This window comes from Parasedimentitalea denitrificans (genome assembly GCF_011813015.1).
In the GTDB taxonomy this organism is placed as follows: domain Bacteria; phylum Pseudomonadota; class Alphaproteobacteria; order Rhodobacterales; family Rhodobacteraceae; genus Parasedimentitalea; species Parasedimentitalea denitrificans.
Genome location: NZ_QHLQ01000001.1, coordinates 450032 through 467319 on the forward strand (window position 1 = coordinate 450032; position 17288 = coordinate 467319).

The 17288-nt window shown below is 52.5% G+C and carries 14 protein-coding genes; 4 read left to right on the plus strand and 10 right to left on the minus strand.

Annotated elements, in window-relative coordinates:
* Positions 1–22: 22 nt before the first annotated feature.
* The 4 genes from soxA to soxX are packed head-to-tail and all read right to left on the minus strand — an operon-like array spanning position 23 to position 2145.
* Positions 23–859: a sulfur oxidation c-type cytochrome SoxA gene (gene soxA / locus DL239_RS02185; protein ID WP_167681778.1), complete on the minus strand. Its 837-nt coding sequence runs from the start codon at positions 857–859 to the stop codon at positions 23–25.
* A 28-nt stretch (positions 860–887) separates the two neighbouring features.
* Positions 888–1217, minus strand: a complete 330-nt coding sequence (soxZ, locus tag DL239_RS02190) for a thiosulfate oxidation carrier complex protein SoxZ (protein ID WP_167681780.1) — start codon at positions 1215–1217, stop codon at positions 888–890.
* 20 nt (positions 1218–1237) lie between these two features.
* The gene (soxY, locus tag DL239_RS02195) at positions 1238–1660 is read right to left on the minus strand and encodes a thiosulfate oxidation carrier protein SoxY (protein ID WP_167681782.1); all 423 of its coding nucleotides are present in this window, start codon (positions 1658–1660) and stop codon (positions 1238–1240) included.
* Positions 1661–1689: 29 nt separating this feature from the next.
* Complete coding sequence (gene soxX, locus DL239_RS02200; protein WP_167681784.1) at positions 1690–2145, minus strand: sulfur oxidation c-type cytochrome SoxX; 456 nt, start codon at positions 2143–2145, stop codon at positions 1690–1692.
* A 285-nt stretch (positions 2146–2430) separates the two neighbouring features.
* Here soxX and DL239_RS02205 point away from each other — a divergent pair, with 285 nt between their 5' ends.
* Positions 2431–3492, plus strand: a complete 1062-nt coding sequence (locus tag DL239_RS02205) for a YeeE/YedE family protein (RefSeq protein WP_167681786.1) — start codon at positions 2431–2433, stop codon at positions 3490–3492.
* A 460-nt stretch (positions 3493–3952) separates the two neighbouring features.
* On the opposite strand, the gene DL239_RS02210 is transcribed toward DL239_RS02205, so the two are convergent.
* A complete protein-coding gene (locus DL239_RS02210; RefSeq protein ID WP_167681788.1) occupies positions 3953–4693 on the minus strand; it encodes a cytochrome c biogenesis CcdA family protein in 741 nt (246 codons plus the stop codon).
* A 70-nt stretch (positions 4694–4763) separates the two neighbouring features.
* On the opposite strand from DL239_RS02210, the gene DL239_RS02215 reads away from it, so the two are divergent.
* From DL239_RS02215 to DL239_RS02225, 3 genes are all read left to right on the plus strand, one after another.
* Complete coding sequence (locus DL239_RS02215; RefSeq protein ID WP_167681790.1) at positions 4764–5132, plus strand: thioredoxin fold domain-containing protein; 369 nt, start codon at positions 4764–4766, stop codon at positions 5130–5132.
* 65 nt (positions 5133–5197) lie between these two features.
* Positions 5198–5536: an ArsR/SmtB family transcription factor gene (locus DL239_RS02220; RefSeq protein ID WP_167681970.1), complete on the plus strand. Its 339-nt coding sequence runs from the start codon at positions 5198–5200 to the stop codon at positions 5534–5536.
* A gap of 42 nt (positions 5537–5578) precedes the next feature.
* Positions 5579–6634, plus strand: a complete 1056-nt coding sequence (locus DL239_RS02225; protein ID WP_167681792.1) for a YeeE/YedE family protein — start codon at positions 5579–5581, stop codon at positions 6632–6634.
* 109 nt (positions 6635–6743) lie between these two features.
* On the opposite strand, the gene DL239_RS02230 is transcribed toward DL239_RS02225, so the two are convergent.
* The 5 genes from DL239_RS02230 to DL239_RS02250 form a co-directional block, all read right to left on the minus strand.
* Positions 6744–9542 (minus strand): hypothetical protein, encoded by a 2799-nt coding sequence (locus tag DL239_RS02230; RefSeq protein WP_167681794.1) that lies wholly within the window; start codon positions 9540–9542, stop codon positions 6744–6746.
* Between the two features lie 16 nt (positions 9543–9558).
* Positions 9559–12003, minus strand: coding sequence for a synaptonemal complex protein 1 (locus tag DL239_RS02235; RefSeq protein ID WP_167681796.1), 2445 nt, complete (start codon positions 12001–12003; stop codon positions 9559–9561).
* Positions 12004–12043: 40 nt separating this feature from the next.
* Complete coding sequence (locus DL239_RS02240) at positions 12044–13081, minus strand: hypothetical protein (protein WP_167681798.1); 1038 nt, start codon at positions 13079–13081, stop codon at positions 12044–12046.
* 252 nt (positions 13082–13333) lie between these two features.
* Positions 13334–14458 (minus strand): hybrid sensor histidine kinase/response regulator, encoded by a 1125-nt coding sequence (locus tag DL239_RS02245; RefSeq protein ID WP_167681800.1) that lies wholly within the window; start codon positions 14456–14458, stop codon positions 13334–13336.
* The gene (locus tag DL239_RS02250) at positions 14445–17024 is read right to left on the minus strand and encodes a response regulator (protein ID WP_167681802.1); all 2580 of its coding nucleotides are present in this window, start codon (positions 17022–17024) and stop codon (positions 14445–14447) included. Before DL239_RS02250 ends, DL239_RS02245 begins: the two co-directional genes overlap by 14 nt.
* Positions 17025–17288 lie beyond the last annotated feature (264 nt).

Genomic DNA, 17288 nt, shown 5'->3' on the forward strand with positions numbered 1-17288 from the left:
GCATTGGGGCCCTGTTTGTGTATTAGTTGCGGACCGAAGGCGTTTCAACGGAAAGCCCCTGACCACGCGAAGCGATATACAGCTCAAGCGATTTGAACTCGTCGCCACCAACCTTGTAAGGCTGCGCCCGAATATTCTTCATGCAGCCCTTGAAACGTGCATGGGTCGAATTCAGCTTGGCGTTCTTTAGGCGGTAAGTCGGAAAACCATTGGTCTGGCCCTGACTTAGGTGATCGGCACGGATCATCGTGTCATAATTGTCTTCGTGACAATTGGAACAGGACATATCCAGCTGACCAACGCGGGTATAGTATAGCTCTTTACCCTGCTCCCAAAACTCGGCAGCCTCACCATCGATAGCCACATTCATCGGCATGCCGCGCGACTGCAGCCCGATCAAGGCCGTCATAGCGACCATCTGGCCGCCAGAATACTTCCAAGGCTCCGCACCCATATGCTCAGTACGGCAGTTGTTCACCAAATCCTCCATGGTGACTACCTTGCCGTCTTCGACACGGGGCAATGTGGTCCGCAGACCAGCAAAGTCTTCGACATCCTCGTGGCAGCTGGCACAGGCTTTACCTTCCTTGCCGTCTACCTCGTTCCACGAGTCAATCGCCTGATCGACAAAGACAAATCCAGGATTGTCAAAATCATCAAGCTGAAGGGCCTGCGTTTCCTTGGCACGATAGATCCACCCTGATGTCACTTCATCAAGGTTTTCCGCGTGCGCAGGGGCTGCAGTCTGAATGGTGAACTCTTGCCCTTCAATAGATAGTGCTGCGGTTTCATCCGCATGGGTACTGACTGCCATCCCCATAAAACATGCCGTACTTACCAGTACTTTAAGTGTCTTCATTCGGTCGTCCTCCCTAATCCGTCCGACCTCAGCCGATTGCGATTTTTTTCGCTGTTTCGTAGACAGATCCGTCATCGTCGTACCAAGTGAACTTGAACTCGCCGGCCTCGGGGACCATTGCTTCAAATTCAAAATACGGGTTTGTCGAAACCGCAGGTTCAATGGTGACGTCGATGACGTTCTGACCATTAAAATCTGCAGTAAACCGGTTGATGATCGAGCGCGGAATAAGGTTGCCGTCATCACCCTTGCGCTGACCAGATTCCATCTTGTGGCTGATCAGAGTTTTGATTGTGATGACATCACCGGCCGCAGCCTTTTTTGGAACTTTGACACGAGGTTTTACACCAGAAGCCATTGTTGTTCTCCTCGTCTGAGTTAGCCGCCGCAGCCGCCGATTGTTACTTTTACGGTTGCACTTGCCTTACGGAACGAGCCGTCTTCCATTTTGGCAATCGCAACAACATCCTGTGTCTTGGCCAAACGGATACGGGTTGATCCCGAACGCGAGCCAGCAAGAGGCCCGAACTTAAAGGTCGCAACAGCTGGTGTTGGGTTGCCGGTTGCAAACAGGGAAATCTCAACCGCGCCAGCGGCCGAAACCTCAACCGGAACAGTGTTGCCGTTTTCCGCAATTTCCGGGGCGGTCAGATCGATACCACCCTCGGTCACTTCCGCTCCGCCAGTCATGGCAGCGATCGCATCATCAGTCAGCGACGCAAATGCCGGAAGGCCAGCCAGCGTAGCAAAGGCAAGTGTGCCAGTGCCCAGCGCAAGCGCTTTTCGACGTGTTAGGTCCATTTCATTTCCTCCCATGGAATCTGGGTAAATTATTGTTCTTTCAGGGTTTGAAGATAGGCGATGACATCTTCGACCTGCTGCGCGGTCAGGATGCTCTGACCTTCGAATTTCTCGAGCGTACGCTCAAAACCTGCGTCCTGATAAAACGCTGGCATGATGGTGTCTTCGAAAACCATCTTGGAATTGGCGACGATGGCGCGCAGCTCTTGCGCGCTCCAACGATCCGCAACGCCGGTCATTTCAGGGCCAACTTCGCCATGGAACGATTCCTCAGGCATGTCTGCGTTGACATGGCAGGCCAGGCAATTGCCCTGTTTTCTGTTTTTGAAAACGTCACGCCCGTTTGCCGCGTCTCCGGCAACGCCAGTCAAAGAGGCCATAACCACGCCATCTTCATATTTGACATCGCCTGGTGCCACGGGTTCAGCTGCCAGCGGACTTGCCAGCACCCCCGCCACCGCGATTGATATACCGATGATCCTCATGCGTCCTCCCAAACATTTCATTTTGATGTACGTTAGCGCACGACTCTGTGATGACGCAACAACAAATTCACTTACTTGAATTATTGTATTTGTTCGGGGGCCAAGACATACTCTCCGCCTCCCCTAATTAGCAGAACAGTATTTCGGTCAATTGAAAGCCCCACCAATTCACCACAGACCCATGTTTCGGCGTTTCCACAGGCGGATGTACATCTGATCTGTATCAAAGCAGATCTGGAAACTTGCCATTACATATCACAATATGTGAATTGAACGGAGCATGTCATGGACCTGATCACCCTGATTGAGCGGATTGGCGAAGCCCCCACTGCGGCTCTATTCGGTTTACTCACCGGAGTTGTGTTCGGTGCCTCTGCCCAACGCTCCCGATTCTGTCTACGCGCCGCGACGGTGGAATTTGCGCGCGGCAAGATGCAAGACAGCGTCGCCGTTTGGTTGCTGACCTTTTCCACCGCGCTGGTCTGGGTTCAGGGCGCGCAGATGCTAGGGCTGATGGATTCCTATAGCGCCCGGATGATGGCCGTCCCCGGCAGTTGGTCTGGCGCTATGATCGGCGGGTTGATATTCGGCGTCGGTATGGTGCTGGCCCGAGGCTGTTCCGGACGACTGTTAGTTCTCGCTGCCACCGGCAACCTGCGTTCAGTGGTGTCAGGACTAATCTTTGCCGTTGTCGCGCAGATGAGCTTGTCCGGCATCTTGACCCCTCTGCGTAACCAACTGGCCTCACTCTGGGTCACCAGCGGCGGCCGCAACATGGATCTGCTCGCAGCCACCCGCCTACCCGATTTTGCAGGACTGCTGATCGGAGCTGGCATTGCAATGTTGGCGCTGGTCCTTGCCCGCCGCAACCGGATCGGCGCCACACGGCTGGTGTTTGCCTCGGGTGTAGGCTTTGCGGTGGCCTTGGGCTGGGTGCTGACCTTCTCCCTAAGCCAAGTGGCTTTTGATCCGGTGCAAGTGGAAAGCGCGACATTCACTGGCCCCTCGGCCAATACACTGATGTTCTTTCTCGAACGCGATTCTGTGCTGCAATTCGACATTGGCTTGGTGCCCGGCGTCTTCATCGGCGCCCTGATTGCGGCTGCTCTCGGCGGGGAACTGAAATTCCAAGCCTTTGACGATGCGCCCACAATGCGCAAGGCAATGACCGGCGCAGCCATGATGGGTTTTGGCGGCATGTTGGCCGGCGGCTGCGCCATCGGCGCGGGTGTTACCGGCGGATCTATCTTTGTCGGCACCGCCTGGCTGGCCCTGTTTTGTATGTGGATTGGCGCAATGGCAACCGATTGGCTGGTGGATCAGCGTGGCGCGGTCAGAACAGCCTGACAGGTCGGTCCGCCGCACAGGCGAACTCACAGCCAAGACTGCCGCCCTGCCCGGTTCCCCCTTACAATTGATCATTTTGTCGTTCTGAATTTCCAAGAAGCCTTAGAAATAGCGGTACCGCCAAAGCGGATGTGGACGGGGATCAAACCCCGCGTGCTAAACGTTGTCTCTGCGCGCCCCTATCGTATCGGGACCCAGTTCCAAATGCCGGGGTTGTCAGTCCCGGCAGTAATCGCGATTGGCCAAATACTGCGGCATACGGCAGAATTTACCGTAAACAGACCGCGCGCTGCCCAGGCAACACCCTTGCCGAAACGTCAGACTTTGCTGAACTGCAGCCTTATGAGTATTTGGAGCAACGAGAAAAACTGGAGTTCCAACATGACGGCTTCTTTTTGCTGAAAATACTCAAATCCCCACACATGCCCTAATAGATACCGCCTCAACCAGTGCGCTAGACCTAACGCAAAACGCCAATATCCGGTGCGATGCTCAACATCCAAAACGCAATATAGTTCATTGAACTCGTCGCAATCAGCAGCCCGAACACAATCAACATTACCCCCATCACCTTCTCAACGACCCCAAGATGCCTGCGGAATTTGGACATCCACCGCATGAACGGACCGATAAAGAGCGCCGCTAATACAAAAGGCGCTGTCATGCCCAAGCCATAGACAAACAACAGGCCAGCCCCGGATGACGCGGTCTCGGCCCCTGCTGCGGTGAACAGGATCGCCGCCAGAACGGGCCCTACACAGGGTGTCCAACCAAATGCAAATGCCAGGCCGATAACATAGGCCCCTATCAGGCTAACGTTTGATGTCTCGCCCGCATCAGACCGGAGCTGCCGATACAGAATGCCAATCCGCATGATCCCAAGAAAATGCAGCCCCATCGCGATAATGATTGCCGCCGCAAACCAGCGCAGAACGCCAAAATACTCACGTACCACCTGACCAAACGTTGTCGCAGCAGCGCCCAACCCCATGAAGATGGTGATGACACCCGCCGCGAAGAAACAGGCCGCAAGCACCGCACGCAGCCGCATTTTGCCGTCAATCGGCGTCTCCGCAGAGATCTGGTTCATGCCGACACCGGCAAGGTAGCTCAGATAGAACGGCACAATGGGCAAGATACAGGGCGACAAAAATGACAAAATGCCCGCAAATGCAGCACCTGCAAACGTAATATCCAACAAGGCAGGCACTCTCTCTTGTGTAATTCACATATTCATATTACGTTGTTTGTTAAGCAAAGGTCAATTTCACATGTCACTCCGTCTTCTCCTTTTCAGCTTGGTTCTAAGCCTGTCGTCCGCATTGTCCGCTGCGGCTGAAACTGTTTTGGTGATGGTAGAGGAAAAGGGCTGTGTCTGGTGCGCGCAATGGAACGATGAGATCGCGCATATTTATCCAAAAACTACCGAGGGCAAAGCCGCGCCTCTGCGGCGTATGGATATTCACGCAGCGCGGCCCGATGATTTGACGTTTAGCCAATCACTTAACTTCACGCCTACATTTGTTTTGATGGTCGACGGAAAAGAAGCCTCTAGGATCGAAGGATACCCTGGAGAGGACTTTTTCTGGGGGTTGTTAGGGCAGATGTTGTCGGACGCCAGCATTGATATATCTGGATGAACTCCAGTTGTTATGGCAAGCACAGCGACGAAATGGCCAATACAGATCTAAAGGAAGACAACCAGATGGGCCTGCCAGTATTTGACGGTAACATGTGTGCCGAAGACATGGACAAGATGGCAGACAATGCCATGAAAGCCTCTTATTTCCTCAAGGCAATCAGCCATGAGGGACGTTTGATGATTTTATGTCATCTCGCCTCTGGCGAAAAATCGGTGACCGAACTTGAAAACCTTTTGTCATCGCGGCAGGCTGCTGTTTCCCAGCAATTGTCCCGGCTTCGGCTAGAGGGACTGGTGACGCCAAGACGTGATGGCAAAGTGATTTACTACAGCCTGACAGACGACCGGCCGAAAAAGATCATGGAAGTTGTCTACGATCTGTTTTGTCGCGACGACGAGTGAACTGGCCGAATGCATTCGCACAAAGTGTAGTGGAACGCGGCGATGCTTGATCTGATCTCTGAACCCGTAGCTGTGGCCCTTGTGGGCCTTGTCGGTGGCCTGCTGCTTGGTTTTGCGGCGCGTATCGGCCGGTTCTGCACCTTGGGCGCCATCGAAGATCTGTTCTACGGGGAAAACACGCTGCGCCTGCGCATGTGGGGTATTGCCATTGGGCTTTCGGTCATGGGCACATTTGGCCTGTCGGCTGCGGGTCTGCTTGACCTGAGCGAAACACTCTATCTGTCGCGACAATGGAACCCCTTAGAGAGCATTTTTGGCGGGTTGCTATTTGGTTATGGCATGGCCCTTGCCGGCAACTGCGGTTACGGCGCTTTGGCGCGGGCTGGTGGTGGCGATCTGCGCTCGCTGTTGATTGTCATGGTGATGGGCATTTCCGCATATGTCACGTTAGGTGGCCCACTGTCCTCGCTGCGCATCTGGGTGTTTGGTGCATCAGAGCAAGCCACTAATTTTCCCACCTTCGCACATCTGGCGGCACCAGTGGCCGGGGCCAGCATGGAGATCACAGGCATAGCAATCGGCGCAGTTATTCTGCTGCTGACGCTAGCAAACAAGGGGCTGCGGCAATCGCCCAGTCATGTGATTTGGGGCGCGGTTGCCGGTCTGGCGATCGTTTCAGGTTGGGCCGGAACCTATTGGGTCGCCAGCAATGGGTTTGACGCCACGCCCGTCGTCAGCCACACTTTCTCGGCCCCAATTGGCGAGACAATGCTGTACCTGATGACATCATCCGGCAATTCGATCAGCTTTGGCACTGGATCGGTCGTAGGCGTCTTGATCGGCGCCCTGATTGGCAGCCTGTACAAGGGTCATTTCAGGTGGGAATCCTGCGATGACCCGCGTGAGCTGCGCCGTCAAATCCTTGGTGCTGCTTTGATGGGCGTTGGTGCGGTTGTTGCGGTTGGCTGCAGCGTTGGTCAGGGGCTGTCTGCCTTCTCTGTCCTATCCTACAGCGCCCCCCTTACACTGATATGTATCATGATCGGCGCCGCATTGGGCCTGCGCCAGCTGATCTTGGGGTTCGCCCCATCCGTTTAATGGAAACTTGCAGAGATGTAGGAAGGGAGGCAATGTTCACCACATTGCCCCCACCTTCTTATTCGTCGATATCGAGCCTTAGGGCTTCTACCAGATCCGGCAAATCACCTTAGATAAACTCATCATCATCTTCAGGGGCTAAACCCATGATTTTGGCCAGCTCTTCTGCATCAGCCAAGGCCCCGGCTATCTCTTTCTTGATGTCACCACAGGCCTCAACAACATCCTTAGCCTGCTGTTCGAATGCATCGACAACATCGGCCATATTCTCGTGTGGCTGGTCATCTACACCAACTGGATTGTACGAGCCAAGAGCCGCCACCAGTGCCTCGGCGGCCTTGCGGGTGGATTCGACAATTTCTGGGTCAGTATCGTCTTCGTCTGGCATCCAACCGTCGTCAAAATAGGCCTCTTTCGCCGAGTGATCCTTTTCAAAGACAGCCATAGCCGCCGAAATCTTGCTCACGTCGGCCGCTTTAACCTTCACCTCGATGTCTTTCGACGTGGTCGCAGCGATGTAGAAGCTACCCCAGCTCATTACCGTCAGCTCTGGTTTGCCTGGGTGCCATTTTTCGGTCACCACCACGGCCCGCAACAATACAGGGTCTTCACGGTAGACCGTCTCAAGATAGGTCACGACCTTAGAGATATTGGTGCCAGGATCCGCCATTGTCCGCGCGTTCAGCCCGCAGGATTTCAGCGCATTCATCGCGATTGGGTTACGCTCTCTGCAGGCGCCGTAAGCCATCGCGTATTTGGATAGCGTTGGGTTCTTCTGCAACGCTTGACGGGCCAGTTTCCGGTCTTGGGGAGTTTTCAGCGCCTTTTTGTACACCTTCCAGGCGTTCGCCATTTCAACTTCGGTTTTAATGGTCAGCGCAATTTCCATAATACCTTCGGCACCTTGGGCAGCCGCCGAAACAGCAATACCCGCAGGCGCAGCCGGGCCACCGGCGGTTTTGACAATCTGGCCAACCAGATCAACAGCTTTTAGGGCCACGACGATATCAGCCTTAATGGTCTGTGTCGTTTGCAAGCCATAGCGGTTCATGATGGCGTCAGCCTGTACCGACTTGGCAGCCTTGGCCCCCGCCATATTCTCGGCCCAGATGGCCAGTTGTTCAGAGTGTTTGACGGCTTCGATGATCGAGAAAATCAGCTGTGTCCCCACAGCGACGATACCCGCAGCTGGCAGCAATGACGCAACAAACCCGGCGCCACCTGTCACAATTTGCTTGGTCAGATCATATGTCATCTGATCTTTCTTGCAGATCGCGATCAGCTTTTCGATCTGCGCGGCTTGACGCTCAAGGCTACGCAGCTCTTTTTCTTCGTCGCCACTGATGTCGGCGTCTGTATCGGTAAAGCCGTTGACCAGCAGCTCCTCGAAAACCGGGTCCGGCTCATTCCGGAAGTCAGCCATCGCCTGCTGCTGCTCTTCGTCATAGGCCTTTTTCTGTGCTTCGGCGGCGTCCTTGTCAAACCCAGCTGAAACCATTTCATCCAGGCTCTTCATCGTGATGCCAGTGCTCAGGCCTTTTTCAACACTGTCCAACCCCGAAGGATTAGTACTGGTATTCGTACTAATGTAGGCAAGCTGCGCTTTTCTCTCTTCCTCAGTCAAAGAGCTGTCAGCCTTAACCTTTTCCGTCGCCGCATCCTTGGCGTCCGACTTTATCTGAGATCCGACAGCATTGGCGTGAACTGCGGCAGCCCCAATCGCTGCAGCAACAGCTTCGCGTGGGTCTTTGGTCTGGACACCTTTTGCCACAGCCGCCAACGCCTTGATGCCACCGCGGATGTGTTGCGCCATGTATTTATCGTCTTTGTTGTTTTGCGTGATCCCAGCCGCAACTGCATCAGCGATATCATCAAGCGCCGCTGCGACATCGCCTTTGGCCAAATGCTTGGCTGCGCGGGTTCCGCGTGACGAACAGGTAATGATCGTGTTGACCAGATTTGCCGTGTCCGAGCCAACCGTCGCCTTTAGAATTCCCGTCAGCATGGCGTTGAACGCATCCACGATGTTGTGGACGTCCTTCGCATCGGCGACTTCTTTGGCAATAGTGTGAGTGCTGGTGACGCAAATCAACGTCAGGTCCAGCACATTTTTCACCTTGATCGCTTCGCGCGCTTCTGAGCTTTTCTGGATACTGTCCACGCCCTGCGCCGCCGCAATGCCGCCCGCAACTCCGGTCGCAGCCGCGCTGCCGACTTTCAGCAGGCTGGAGGTAACGCTGACACCAACATCAAGTATTTCCATTATTTTTTTCGGACCGGTCAGATCCTTGGAATATTCCTGAAGTCGTGCGTCATAGGCCTCAGATGCGCCAGAGAAGGTCGACGCAACTTCGGAAAATCGGTCAGGCACGACGTTCTCGGGGATCACCCCCTCGCGAACCAGCGGCATCCACAGATCTTCGCGTATCTTCAGATCATCGACGACTGTTTCCCCGTTTTCATCAAGCTTTTGATAGGCTGGCATATTCTCCAGCTTACCCTGTACTTTGATGATTTCCTTGAAGGTCATCATGACGGCCTGAATTTCTTCGGGCTTCATTCCCTTTGTGCCCGGCAAGTCATGCCAACTGTCGATTTCTTTCATCGGATCGCCACCAGGGTTGACCGATTTCAGCGTGTCCAGCATTCCGATCTTGTCTTTAAAATTTTCCCAAGCTCCGCTTGGAACCTTTTCAACTTCAAAGCTCATGCCCTCTTTCAAAGCATCCAAATCAAGCTCACTCTGAATGAGCTCAAGGCCCTCTTTGTGATTGTCGCTGCGTTCTCTGGCGAGATCAGACGCGAGTTTGAGCCCTGAAAGTGTTTCCAGCCACTCTTGCTGGCGCTCTGACAGAACGGGTTCCGGAGCGTCTTCCAATTCGGGCGGATTTACGGATGTATCGGTCATCGCTTGTTCTTTCCCCTTAGGCGGAAATCAGGACTTTATATTCCAGATCACGTAGAGTGGCGAAAACGGGACTGATCACGTTCTTCACCCCAAATGGATTGGCTTGCGCGGCGCGGATCAATGGATCGTTTGCGATGAATTCTTTCATCAAACGTATCTTGTTCAGCGTCTCTTCGCGGGTGCGCTTCAGTTGCTCAGCCGTGGCACTCGAATTGGCATAGGTTTTTTCGGCGTCATCAAATAGATGCTCATCAATGAACCTGGTGGCGTTCTCCAGCGTTTTTTCGATTTTACCCGCCGCCTCTTCCAGATCGTCATGGCCCGTTACTTTCTTAAGTGCCTCAGCCTGAATCTGGGCGATCCCTTCATCCAGCTTGATGAGCGCGCCATTCCAAGTACTCGCAATACCAGCCAATTTCTTCCGACCCAGCCTTGCTTCCTCTATGACGCGGTTCATCTTGTTCTCTGCTGCCTCAAGAACTTTGACTGAGCGCTCCAGATCTTCTGTTGACTTCATGACATCTCTGGAACTCTTGGCCATGTCTTCGATAGCTTTGAATTCTTTGTGGATGTGGGAGCCGAACCCATACCGGAAGTAGAGTTCTTCATGCAGTTCCATGAACGCTTCGTACTTGCGCCTAAACTCCAGCAAGTCCTCTTTCTTTTTCTTGATGGTGTCTAAACCTTTAGTCTGCCCATTCATCGCATCTAGGCACATTTGGTTTTCTTCCGGTGTGCGATCCTCGGCGTTCTTTTTCAGTGCCCCGGACATGTTGACGATTTGAGTGACAATTTTCTTCAGCTCATCGTCCGCAGCTTTCATATTTGCCTCAGACTCCATCCCCGCATACTCGCGTGCTTGGGCAAGATCATCGGCCAGAGGCCCGACGTAGGTTTTGAAGAACCCCGGAGCCTCATCGGGCACCACAGATTTCATCGCCTTCAGCAAAACAGCAAATGCTGCTTCGGTCTTGTCCGCAGATTTCTTGAACTGTTTCAGCCAAACGATGCGCTTTTCCGTCAGCTTATCTAGTGAATCTGAGTTGGTGTGGAGTTTGCCCAACATAGTGTTGAAGTCGGTGATCGCTAAGCTGGCTGGCTTCTTCAGCGCCGCTTTTTCGACCTCTTCGTATTCGGTGCTCAAAGCCTCGTGTAGCTCCGGGCAGAACTTTTTGTTATTCTTGCTCTTCAGCGATCTTTTGCACTGGTACTGTACCTCGCCCAGATCGATGACCTCACGCAGGTTGTCCTCAAGATCCAACGCACGTTGTTCCAGTGAGGCCACCATTGCCTCGGCTCCGGACAACGCAGTCTTGTTTGCCCCGTTGGCCATCAAAGCGTTGATCACTTCCACTTCGGTTTTGACCTGAGCTCGAAAACCTTTTTCCCAGTCACTGTTGGCCTCAAACTGGATGTCGAGCACAAGATCGCCGATCTTTTTCTGCACCGCATCAAGTCGGGCTTTCAGCTTATCTGCTTCTTGATTGTAGTCGTCAGTCTGGGCTTTGGCGGCGTCATTTATCTCTTTTAACAGCGCGTCCAAACCACCCATCGCAGCCCTAGGATCCTTAGGGCTATCGCCCGAGGCCTCAGCAAAAGCAGCGCGAAGCATCTTGGCCTCTGGCACGGCCCAGCCTTCGATCTGAGCAAGCGCAGCACCAACCTCTTTTACCTTGGCATAGTACTCTTGCAGCAGCTTCTCAGCATCCTGATTTTGCTTTGCTTCAATCGCCAGATCGCGCAGCTTGCTTGGCTGGCTGACGATGTCATTGATCCCGTCGATCAACCCGGCGACATCCTGTTTCACCTTATCAAGATGGGCATCCAGACTTTGTTTTAGGCCAATCAGCCCATCCGCCAGTTCTTTCTTCGTAATATCATCTTTTTTGACCCGAGCGTCGAGCTCCTCCGCAGTTCCTTTAAGGTCGCGGTTCAGCGCGCGTTTGGTCTCACTGCGAAATGACGCGACCAGAATGTCCTGAGTTGTGACAACACCGGTTAAATCCGCATCCCGCTTGATAATCTCGTTTCTCAGATCACCCAGCGCCGCATCCAAACGATCCAGCTCCGGGTTCACGCTATCAAGGTGAAACTGGTACATCTTTGCGCCCTGACCGAACGAGTACATGTTGTCGACTTTGCGGCGCATTTCTTCGGCGGTTTCGTCCTGAACCGGGCCAGAAACTGTTGTTTCGACAGGTTGGCTTTCAATTGCCTTAAGCGCAGCCTTTGCATCAATGATGACCTGCTTCAACGCCTTCTTTGGATTGGTGTCAGCTTTGGCCTCGTTGAAGATCACCGAAAGGCGCGTCTTCAGCTCACCCTTTTGCACAGAACCATTGGGCAGCGCATTCACCGCCTCCAATGCAGGCGGCGCATATTTTTGATAGACGTCGACCGAAGTTTTCTTGGTGTGTTTAAAGAGAGATAGAAACCCTCTTCTCTTTTTCTTGTCAGCCACTGTCATTCTCCTTTGCCTCAAGCCGATTGGCAGGGACCGTTCAACTCAAGATTTTCTGGATTGCCGAAATCGATGTTCTTGCAGTCGACGAAATGGCGACATCGACATAGCCGTTTTCAGTATCAACAGCATCGAAGAACGGGTCTTTCAGGTGGTTTGAAAAATCGTTCAGAATTCCGCGGCATTTTTCCAGTTTCTGCGCCTGCTGTTCAACATCTGGGGCATCAACCGCATCCGTAAGAGCAATTTCCAGACGACCGTCAAATGGATCGAGATAGGTTTGAATATCCGCAATCTTGGCTTGCAGATCTTTCAGATCTTCCGGCTCGTTATCCTCGTCCTCGGTCTCGGCCTTGATGATCTCGGCCTTGAGGCGTTCAAGTTCCTTACGCATCTTGCCAACGGACTGGGTCCAAAGCAGCTTTGACTGCGCCAGCGCCTTGCGCCCCGGCGCCTTGGCTTGCGGTGTTGCGGTCGCTTCAGTCTGACCAGCCTGTGCAATCAACCCCTCCAGCATGTCAGCGGCCTTTAGCGCACGGGCGAAATCGCCCTCGGCTGATTTTTCCTGAGCAAAGGACCAAACGGCACGGACCTTGCTGATATCGCCCTGCCCAGCCTTTAGCATCTTGGCCAGCGCGGGCGCCAACTCGGCCTTGCGGCTTTCCCATGCCTCTTGCTGCGGATTTGGCTTATCAGATGTTTCGACGTCTTCAGCGACATCATCATCTATATCCGAGTCCAACACTTCGCCATCAGGACCAAGAAAAATAACAGACCTCTTCACGTTGATTGATCTGAAGTACTGCTTCAGCTGCTTGGCCATTGGCCCGTTGGGATCTTTTTCGCACTTGAACGTCGTCTGCGTGCCTTCGGTCGATATCTCGCCAAAGGCGAGCTTGGGGGTTTCCCCAATTTTGCGCGCCTGTTTCAGCAATGCTTCTGCGGCTTTAGTGCGGTGCATCAAGAGCACCGTACCCTCGGGTTTTTTCCCAAGGGCAAGCGCAAAGGCCAAGGGCTTTTTCTTGGTTAGCGCAATTTGTTTGCGTACTTCATCTGCGGCTGGTGCGTCGTCTGCCATCCAAAATCTCCAAGATGAAATTGGCTCTCGCCAGAATATCAATGAATGTTCATTCCCATCAATTAATGGGCCCATCGCGGGCATGTTGGGCTGGATTATTTTGAAAGTCCAGTGTCAATTTCTTGCCAGATGCTATCCCAATTCCGGCTAATTTCATGCGGAAACAACACCCTCTATCATTGGCACTAAAGAGAAAACAGAATTTCAGCCTATTCCCTTACTGGAAACACCGGGCAGAGAGAGAGTATCGTTTCAACCTGCCCGCCCCAGCCAGAAACTAAAAACAGCGCCCTGTTCTGGGTGGTTCTGCGCAATGATCTTTCCACCCTGCGCCTCAATTGCTTTCTTGCAAAACGCCAACCCTAAACCAGTAGAGGATGCGTCCTGCTGCCTGACCTTGTTCAGCTGATAGAAACGCCCAAAAACTTTTTCGTGTTCGTTGATAGGGATTCCGGGACCATGATCGCGGACCGTAAACAAGACTTGGTCGTCCCCGTCTGCCTGCGCCTGAATTTCTATTTGCTTACTATTTCCAGCATATTTGAGAGCGTTAAAGCAAAGGTTGGCCAGAACCCGGGTGGTTAGTTGCATATCAGCCTCCACCACCAGATCCGTCGGTTCAAATTGTAAAATCGGATTATGATTCAGAATTTCCTTAGCCTGTCGGAAAATTTTCTGCGCCTCGACAGACCGTTTATAGACGGGCATTTGCCCCGTCTCAATTCTGCTAAGCTCCAGCATATCGTTGGTATAGCCAGCAATGTGTTTTACGTTTTCGATAGCCGTTTGGATCATATCGGGCAGGTCAGGGTCAGAAGCGGCATCAATACTGGATTCAACGATTTCCAAAACGCTGCCAATCCCCTGCAGTGGAGATCTCAGGTCATGGACCAGCATGGTTGTCTGATCTTCCCGATGCTTGTCGGCAGCCAGACGGTCACGTAACAGTTTTTCAAGTGTTTCCGCCTGTAGCGCCTGCTCTTTGCGCAGGCTTTCTAAAGCCAGGTGCACCCTGATCCTCGCTGCCACCTCCTCAGAATTGTACGGTTTTTCAATATAATCACTGGCCCCAGCGGAAAAGGCAGCCACCTTGTCCTCGGGCGTGATACGTCCACTTAAAAAAATGATCGGAATGTTCCGGTATTCATCCATCGCCTTTAGTTTTTTGCAGAAATCAATACCATTCATTCTGGGCATCACGACATCCAGCAAAATAATATCCGGTGGCGAAGCCTTGATCGCCTTCATGGCCATCTCGGCACTTGTACCTGCGCGGGTTTCATAACCCAGGTTCCTAAGAATAGGGACAAGCAGGGCCAGGCTATCGACATTGTCGTCTATTGCGAGAACGCTATTAGGGCGATCAGGTGTTGGCATCCAGAATCTCAGCAATCTCTTTTAACATTTGTTCGTGTTCAAAGCCCGCGGCTCTACTTCTGATCATAGCAACAATAGAAGGGTCAACATCAACAAGCTTCTGCACGGCCTCCTCAAGCTGGCTAACCGAAAGAGTCTCTAACGCATTGGAAATGGTCAAAAGACGCATTCTATCGATTTCCGACCACCTAGTACCGTTATCCCCAGCCACGCCAAGATTTCGGTCAATTGCCGCGAACAATGATGTTTCATCCAGTGGCTTCCGGATAAAATCAGTCATCCCAACCGACAATGCTCGCTCTTTGTCCTCATCAAATGCATTAGCGGTAACCGCAACGATCTGCGCATCTCGGCCTTCGGGTAAGTTCAGGATCTGGATAGTCGCATCGAACCCATCCATCTTGGGCATTCGGATATCCATCAACACCAGATCAGGTTTTTCAGCTTTGAATTTTTCAACTGCATCCACCCCATCAACCGCTTCTATCAGCTGATATGGTTTTTCAGTCAGCAAAGCCGCGATCAGTTGGCGGTTGCTGCTAACATCATCCACTATAAGGATCTTGGGATCGTCTCCCTTTGCTATGTTGATGGCTGGTCTCTTGGGTGCCCTTTTCAGCGAATTTGGCTGCACTCTCCCCGGCTCGACTAGTGGGATCACCAGCCGGAAATGGCTACCCGCCGTGGACGATTCAACCAGGGTGAGATCACCCCGCATCAGCAAGGCAGATTCCTTACTGATCGCCAGCCCCAATCCTGAACCTTCAGTTTGATGGAGCCCTTTGGCCTGTTCAAAAATCCGAAATACCCTCTCTTGGTCCTTTTTCGGAACTCCGGGGCCGGTGTCGATCACATCAAATACGATTTCCTGATGGCCACTTGCTCTTGTCGTTGTCTTGACGGTCAGTGTTACCCGCCCTTTCTGTGTAAACTTCACAGAATTGCCAATCAGGTTGATCAAAATCTGCCGCAGCTTACCATAATCCGCGTCAATAAAATCAGGAACATCAGGTTGAACCTTCACATCAAACCCAAGACCTTTTTCGTCGGCCTTGAAGCCCATGATAGAGTCAAGATCACTCGTTAGCTCTTCAATTGGAATTGCCGTGCTTTCCAGTTCCAAATGGCCTGATTCAATTTTTGACATATCAAGTACATCATTGATAAGAGACAGCAAATGCCTGCCACTCCGCCGAATACGATCCACATGTGTCTTGTTTTCCATCGACAGGGATTTGTCGCGAAACAAGACATCCGCAAACCCTAGGATAGAATTCAAAGGTGTTCGAATTTCATGCGACATCGATCGCAGGAATTGGGACTTTGCCAGGTTCGCGGATTGCGCCAAATTCGCAGACTGAACCGCTTCGCGCTGTTCCTCAATACGCTGTGACATCGATGCCAATGCGGAATGCAATTCCACGACCTCGCGTGGGCCTTCGGTAATGGCAGCATCTTCGGCGCCGCGGCCTGACGCAATCGTGTTGGCGACATCAACTGCAACGCGGAACGATCCGGAGACCTGACGCGAGATGAAAAAGAAGAACGCGCCAAAGCCAAGTGTCATGATCACCGCAGCAAATCGGAACCAGTTTCGAAATGTGACCATTGATTTTGTCAACTGGTTCAATTCCGAGGCCGCCTCCTCTGTTTCCTCTTGGGTCGCGTTGTCCAGCAACCCTTCGGTTCGGGACATAACGATGTGTTCCAGATTATCTGCTGCCTTGAGTGCATCCAGTTTCGCCTCAGACGAGTAGCTGGAAAAAATATCCTCGGCGCCTCTATGGATCGTGTCGTGCAACTGGCCAATCCGCCGCAACGCAAGCTGTTCGCCCTTGTCCGCTTCCTGAACGATTGCGGACTGCAGCATCTGGCCAAAGCGTACCGAGTTTTCAAAGAAGATCTCCTCTTCTTCGGGTTCGCCGAATACATACTCTGAAATCGAGTTGATCATTTGCGGCGCGATATCGCTGAGTTCCCGATACTGATTGAATGCTGTCAGTGTATTTCGTTCCAGATTGCCTGAGTTGCTCTGGTCGATAAGCTTTTGATAGGTCCGTTCGCTGATCGCCCGCAGCTCTTCGCGCAGAATCTTCCCCGATGTGTTTTCAATCCGATCGGCAAGTTGTGCTGCTGAGCGTTCGATATCAGGTGAGTAAACGGCAAAAATGTCGGCCCGGGTTCGGGTTTCATATTCATAGACCAACGCCTCAACCTGGGTCAGCTGAGAGAGCTCAACCGGGCGTGTTTCCAATGGTTTCAGCGACCCAAGAAACCCCTTAAATTCTTCGAGGTTTGCTTCAAAATCCGCAAGTTCGTCACTCTCACCAGACAAATAATCAAGAACGTTGGCTTGAAGATCTCCGATCTCGTCCAGGATCTGAAGGTATAAAATCGCGCCTGGAACATCATCGTCCCGCACCTGCCGCGCCTGTTCCAGACTACGGCTGGTGGCCCGCTCAACATTCAAGATAAGCACGACAAGCGGGACGAACATCGCAAAGAACAGCAACCACATAATCTGGCTCAGACTAAGTCTTAGGTTCTGCCTATTGAAGACGCCCATGATTTCGCCTGCTCCGTACAAACCACTATCAAAATGTGTCTGTGAAATTTACAATTTCAAATATGACTTGTCGACTACTTCGGCTGTTTCCCATTGGAACAGCAACATAATTTTACGATTGACCAGGTGGCGAGCATTTTCGCCAGGCATCCAGACACGCCTTAACTGCGTCAACACCTCGGCAAAAATCCAAGTGTTTTTCGTTTGAGTTCAGCGGATTAGACGCAAACACGCCCAACCATATAGGTCTGACAGTCAAGACAG

What these genes read in the sequence shown, in the direction of transcription:
- soxA (WP_167681778.1), bottom strand. Translation starts at nt 859, where the DNA reads ATGAAGACACTTAAAGTACTGGTAAGTACGGCATGTTTTATGGGGATG.
- soxZ (WP_167681780.1), bottom strand. Translation starts at nt 1,217, where the DNA reads ATGGCTTCTGGTGTAAAACCTCGTGTCAAAGTTCCAAAAAAGGCTGCG.
- soxY (WP_167681782.1), bottom strand. Translation starts at nt 1,660, where the DNA reads ATGGACCTAACACGTCGAAAAGCGCTTGCGCTGGGCACTGGCACACTT.
- soxX (WP_167681784.1), bottom strand. Translation starts at nt 2,145, where the DNA reads ATGAGGATCATCGGTATATCAATCGCGGTGGCGGGGGTGCTGGCAAGT.
- DL239_RS02205 (WP_167681786.1), top strand. Translation starts at nt 2,431, where the DNA reads ATGGACCTGATCACCCTGATTGAGCGGATTGGCGAAGCCCCCACTGCG.
- DL239_RS02215 (WP_167681790.1), top strand. Translation starts at nt 4,764, where the DNA reads ATGTCACTCCGTCTTCTCCTTTTCAGCTTGGTTCTAAGCCTGTCGTCC.
- DL239_RS02220 (WP_167681970.1), top strand. Translation starts at nt 5,198, where the DNA reads ATGGGCCTGCCAGTATTTGACGGTAACATGTGTGCCGAAGACATGGAC.
- DL239_RS02225 (WP_167681792.1), top strand. Translation starts at nt 5,579, where the DNA reads ATGCTTGATCTGATCTCTGAACCCGTAGCTGTGGCCCTTGTGGGCCTT.
- DL239_RS02230 (WP_167681794.1), bottom strand. Translation starts at nt 9,542, where the DNA reads ATGACCGATACATCCGTAAATCCGCCCGAATTGGAAGACGCTCCGGAA.
- DL239_RS02240 (WP_167681798.1), bottom strand. Translation starts at nt 13,081, where the DNA reads ATGGCAGACGACGCACCAGCCGCAGATGAAGTACGCAAACAAATTGCG.
- DL239_RS02245 (WP_167681800.1), bottom strand. Translation starts at nt 14,458, where the DNA reads ATGCCAACACCTGATCGCCCTAATAGCGTTCTCGCAATAGACGACAAT.
- DL239_RS02250 (WP_167681802.1), bottom strand. Translation starts at nt 17,024, where the DNA reads ATGGGCGTCTTCAATAGGCAGAACCTAAGACTTAGTCTGAGCCAGATT.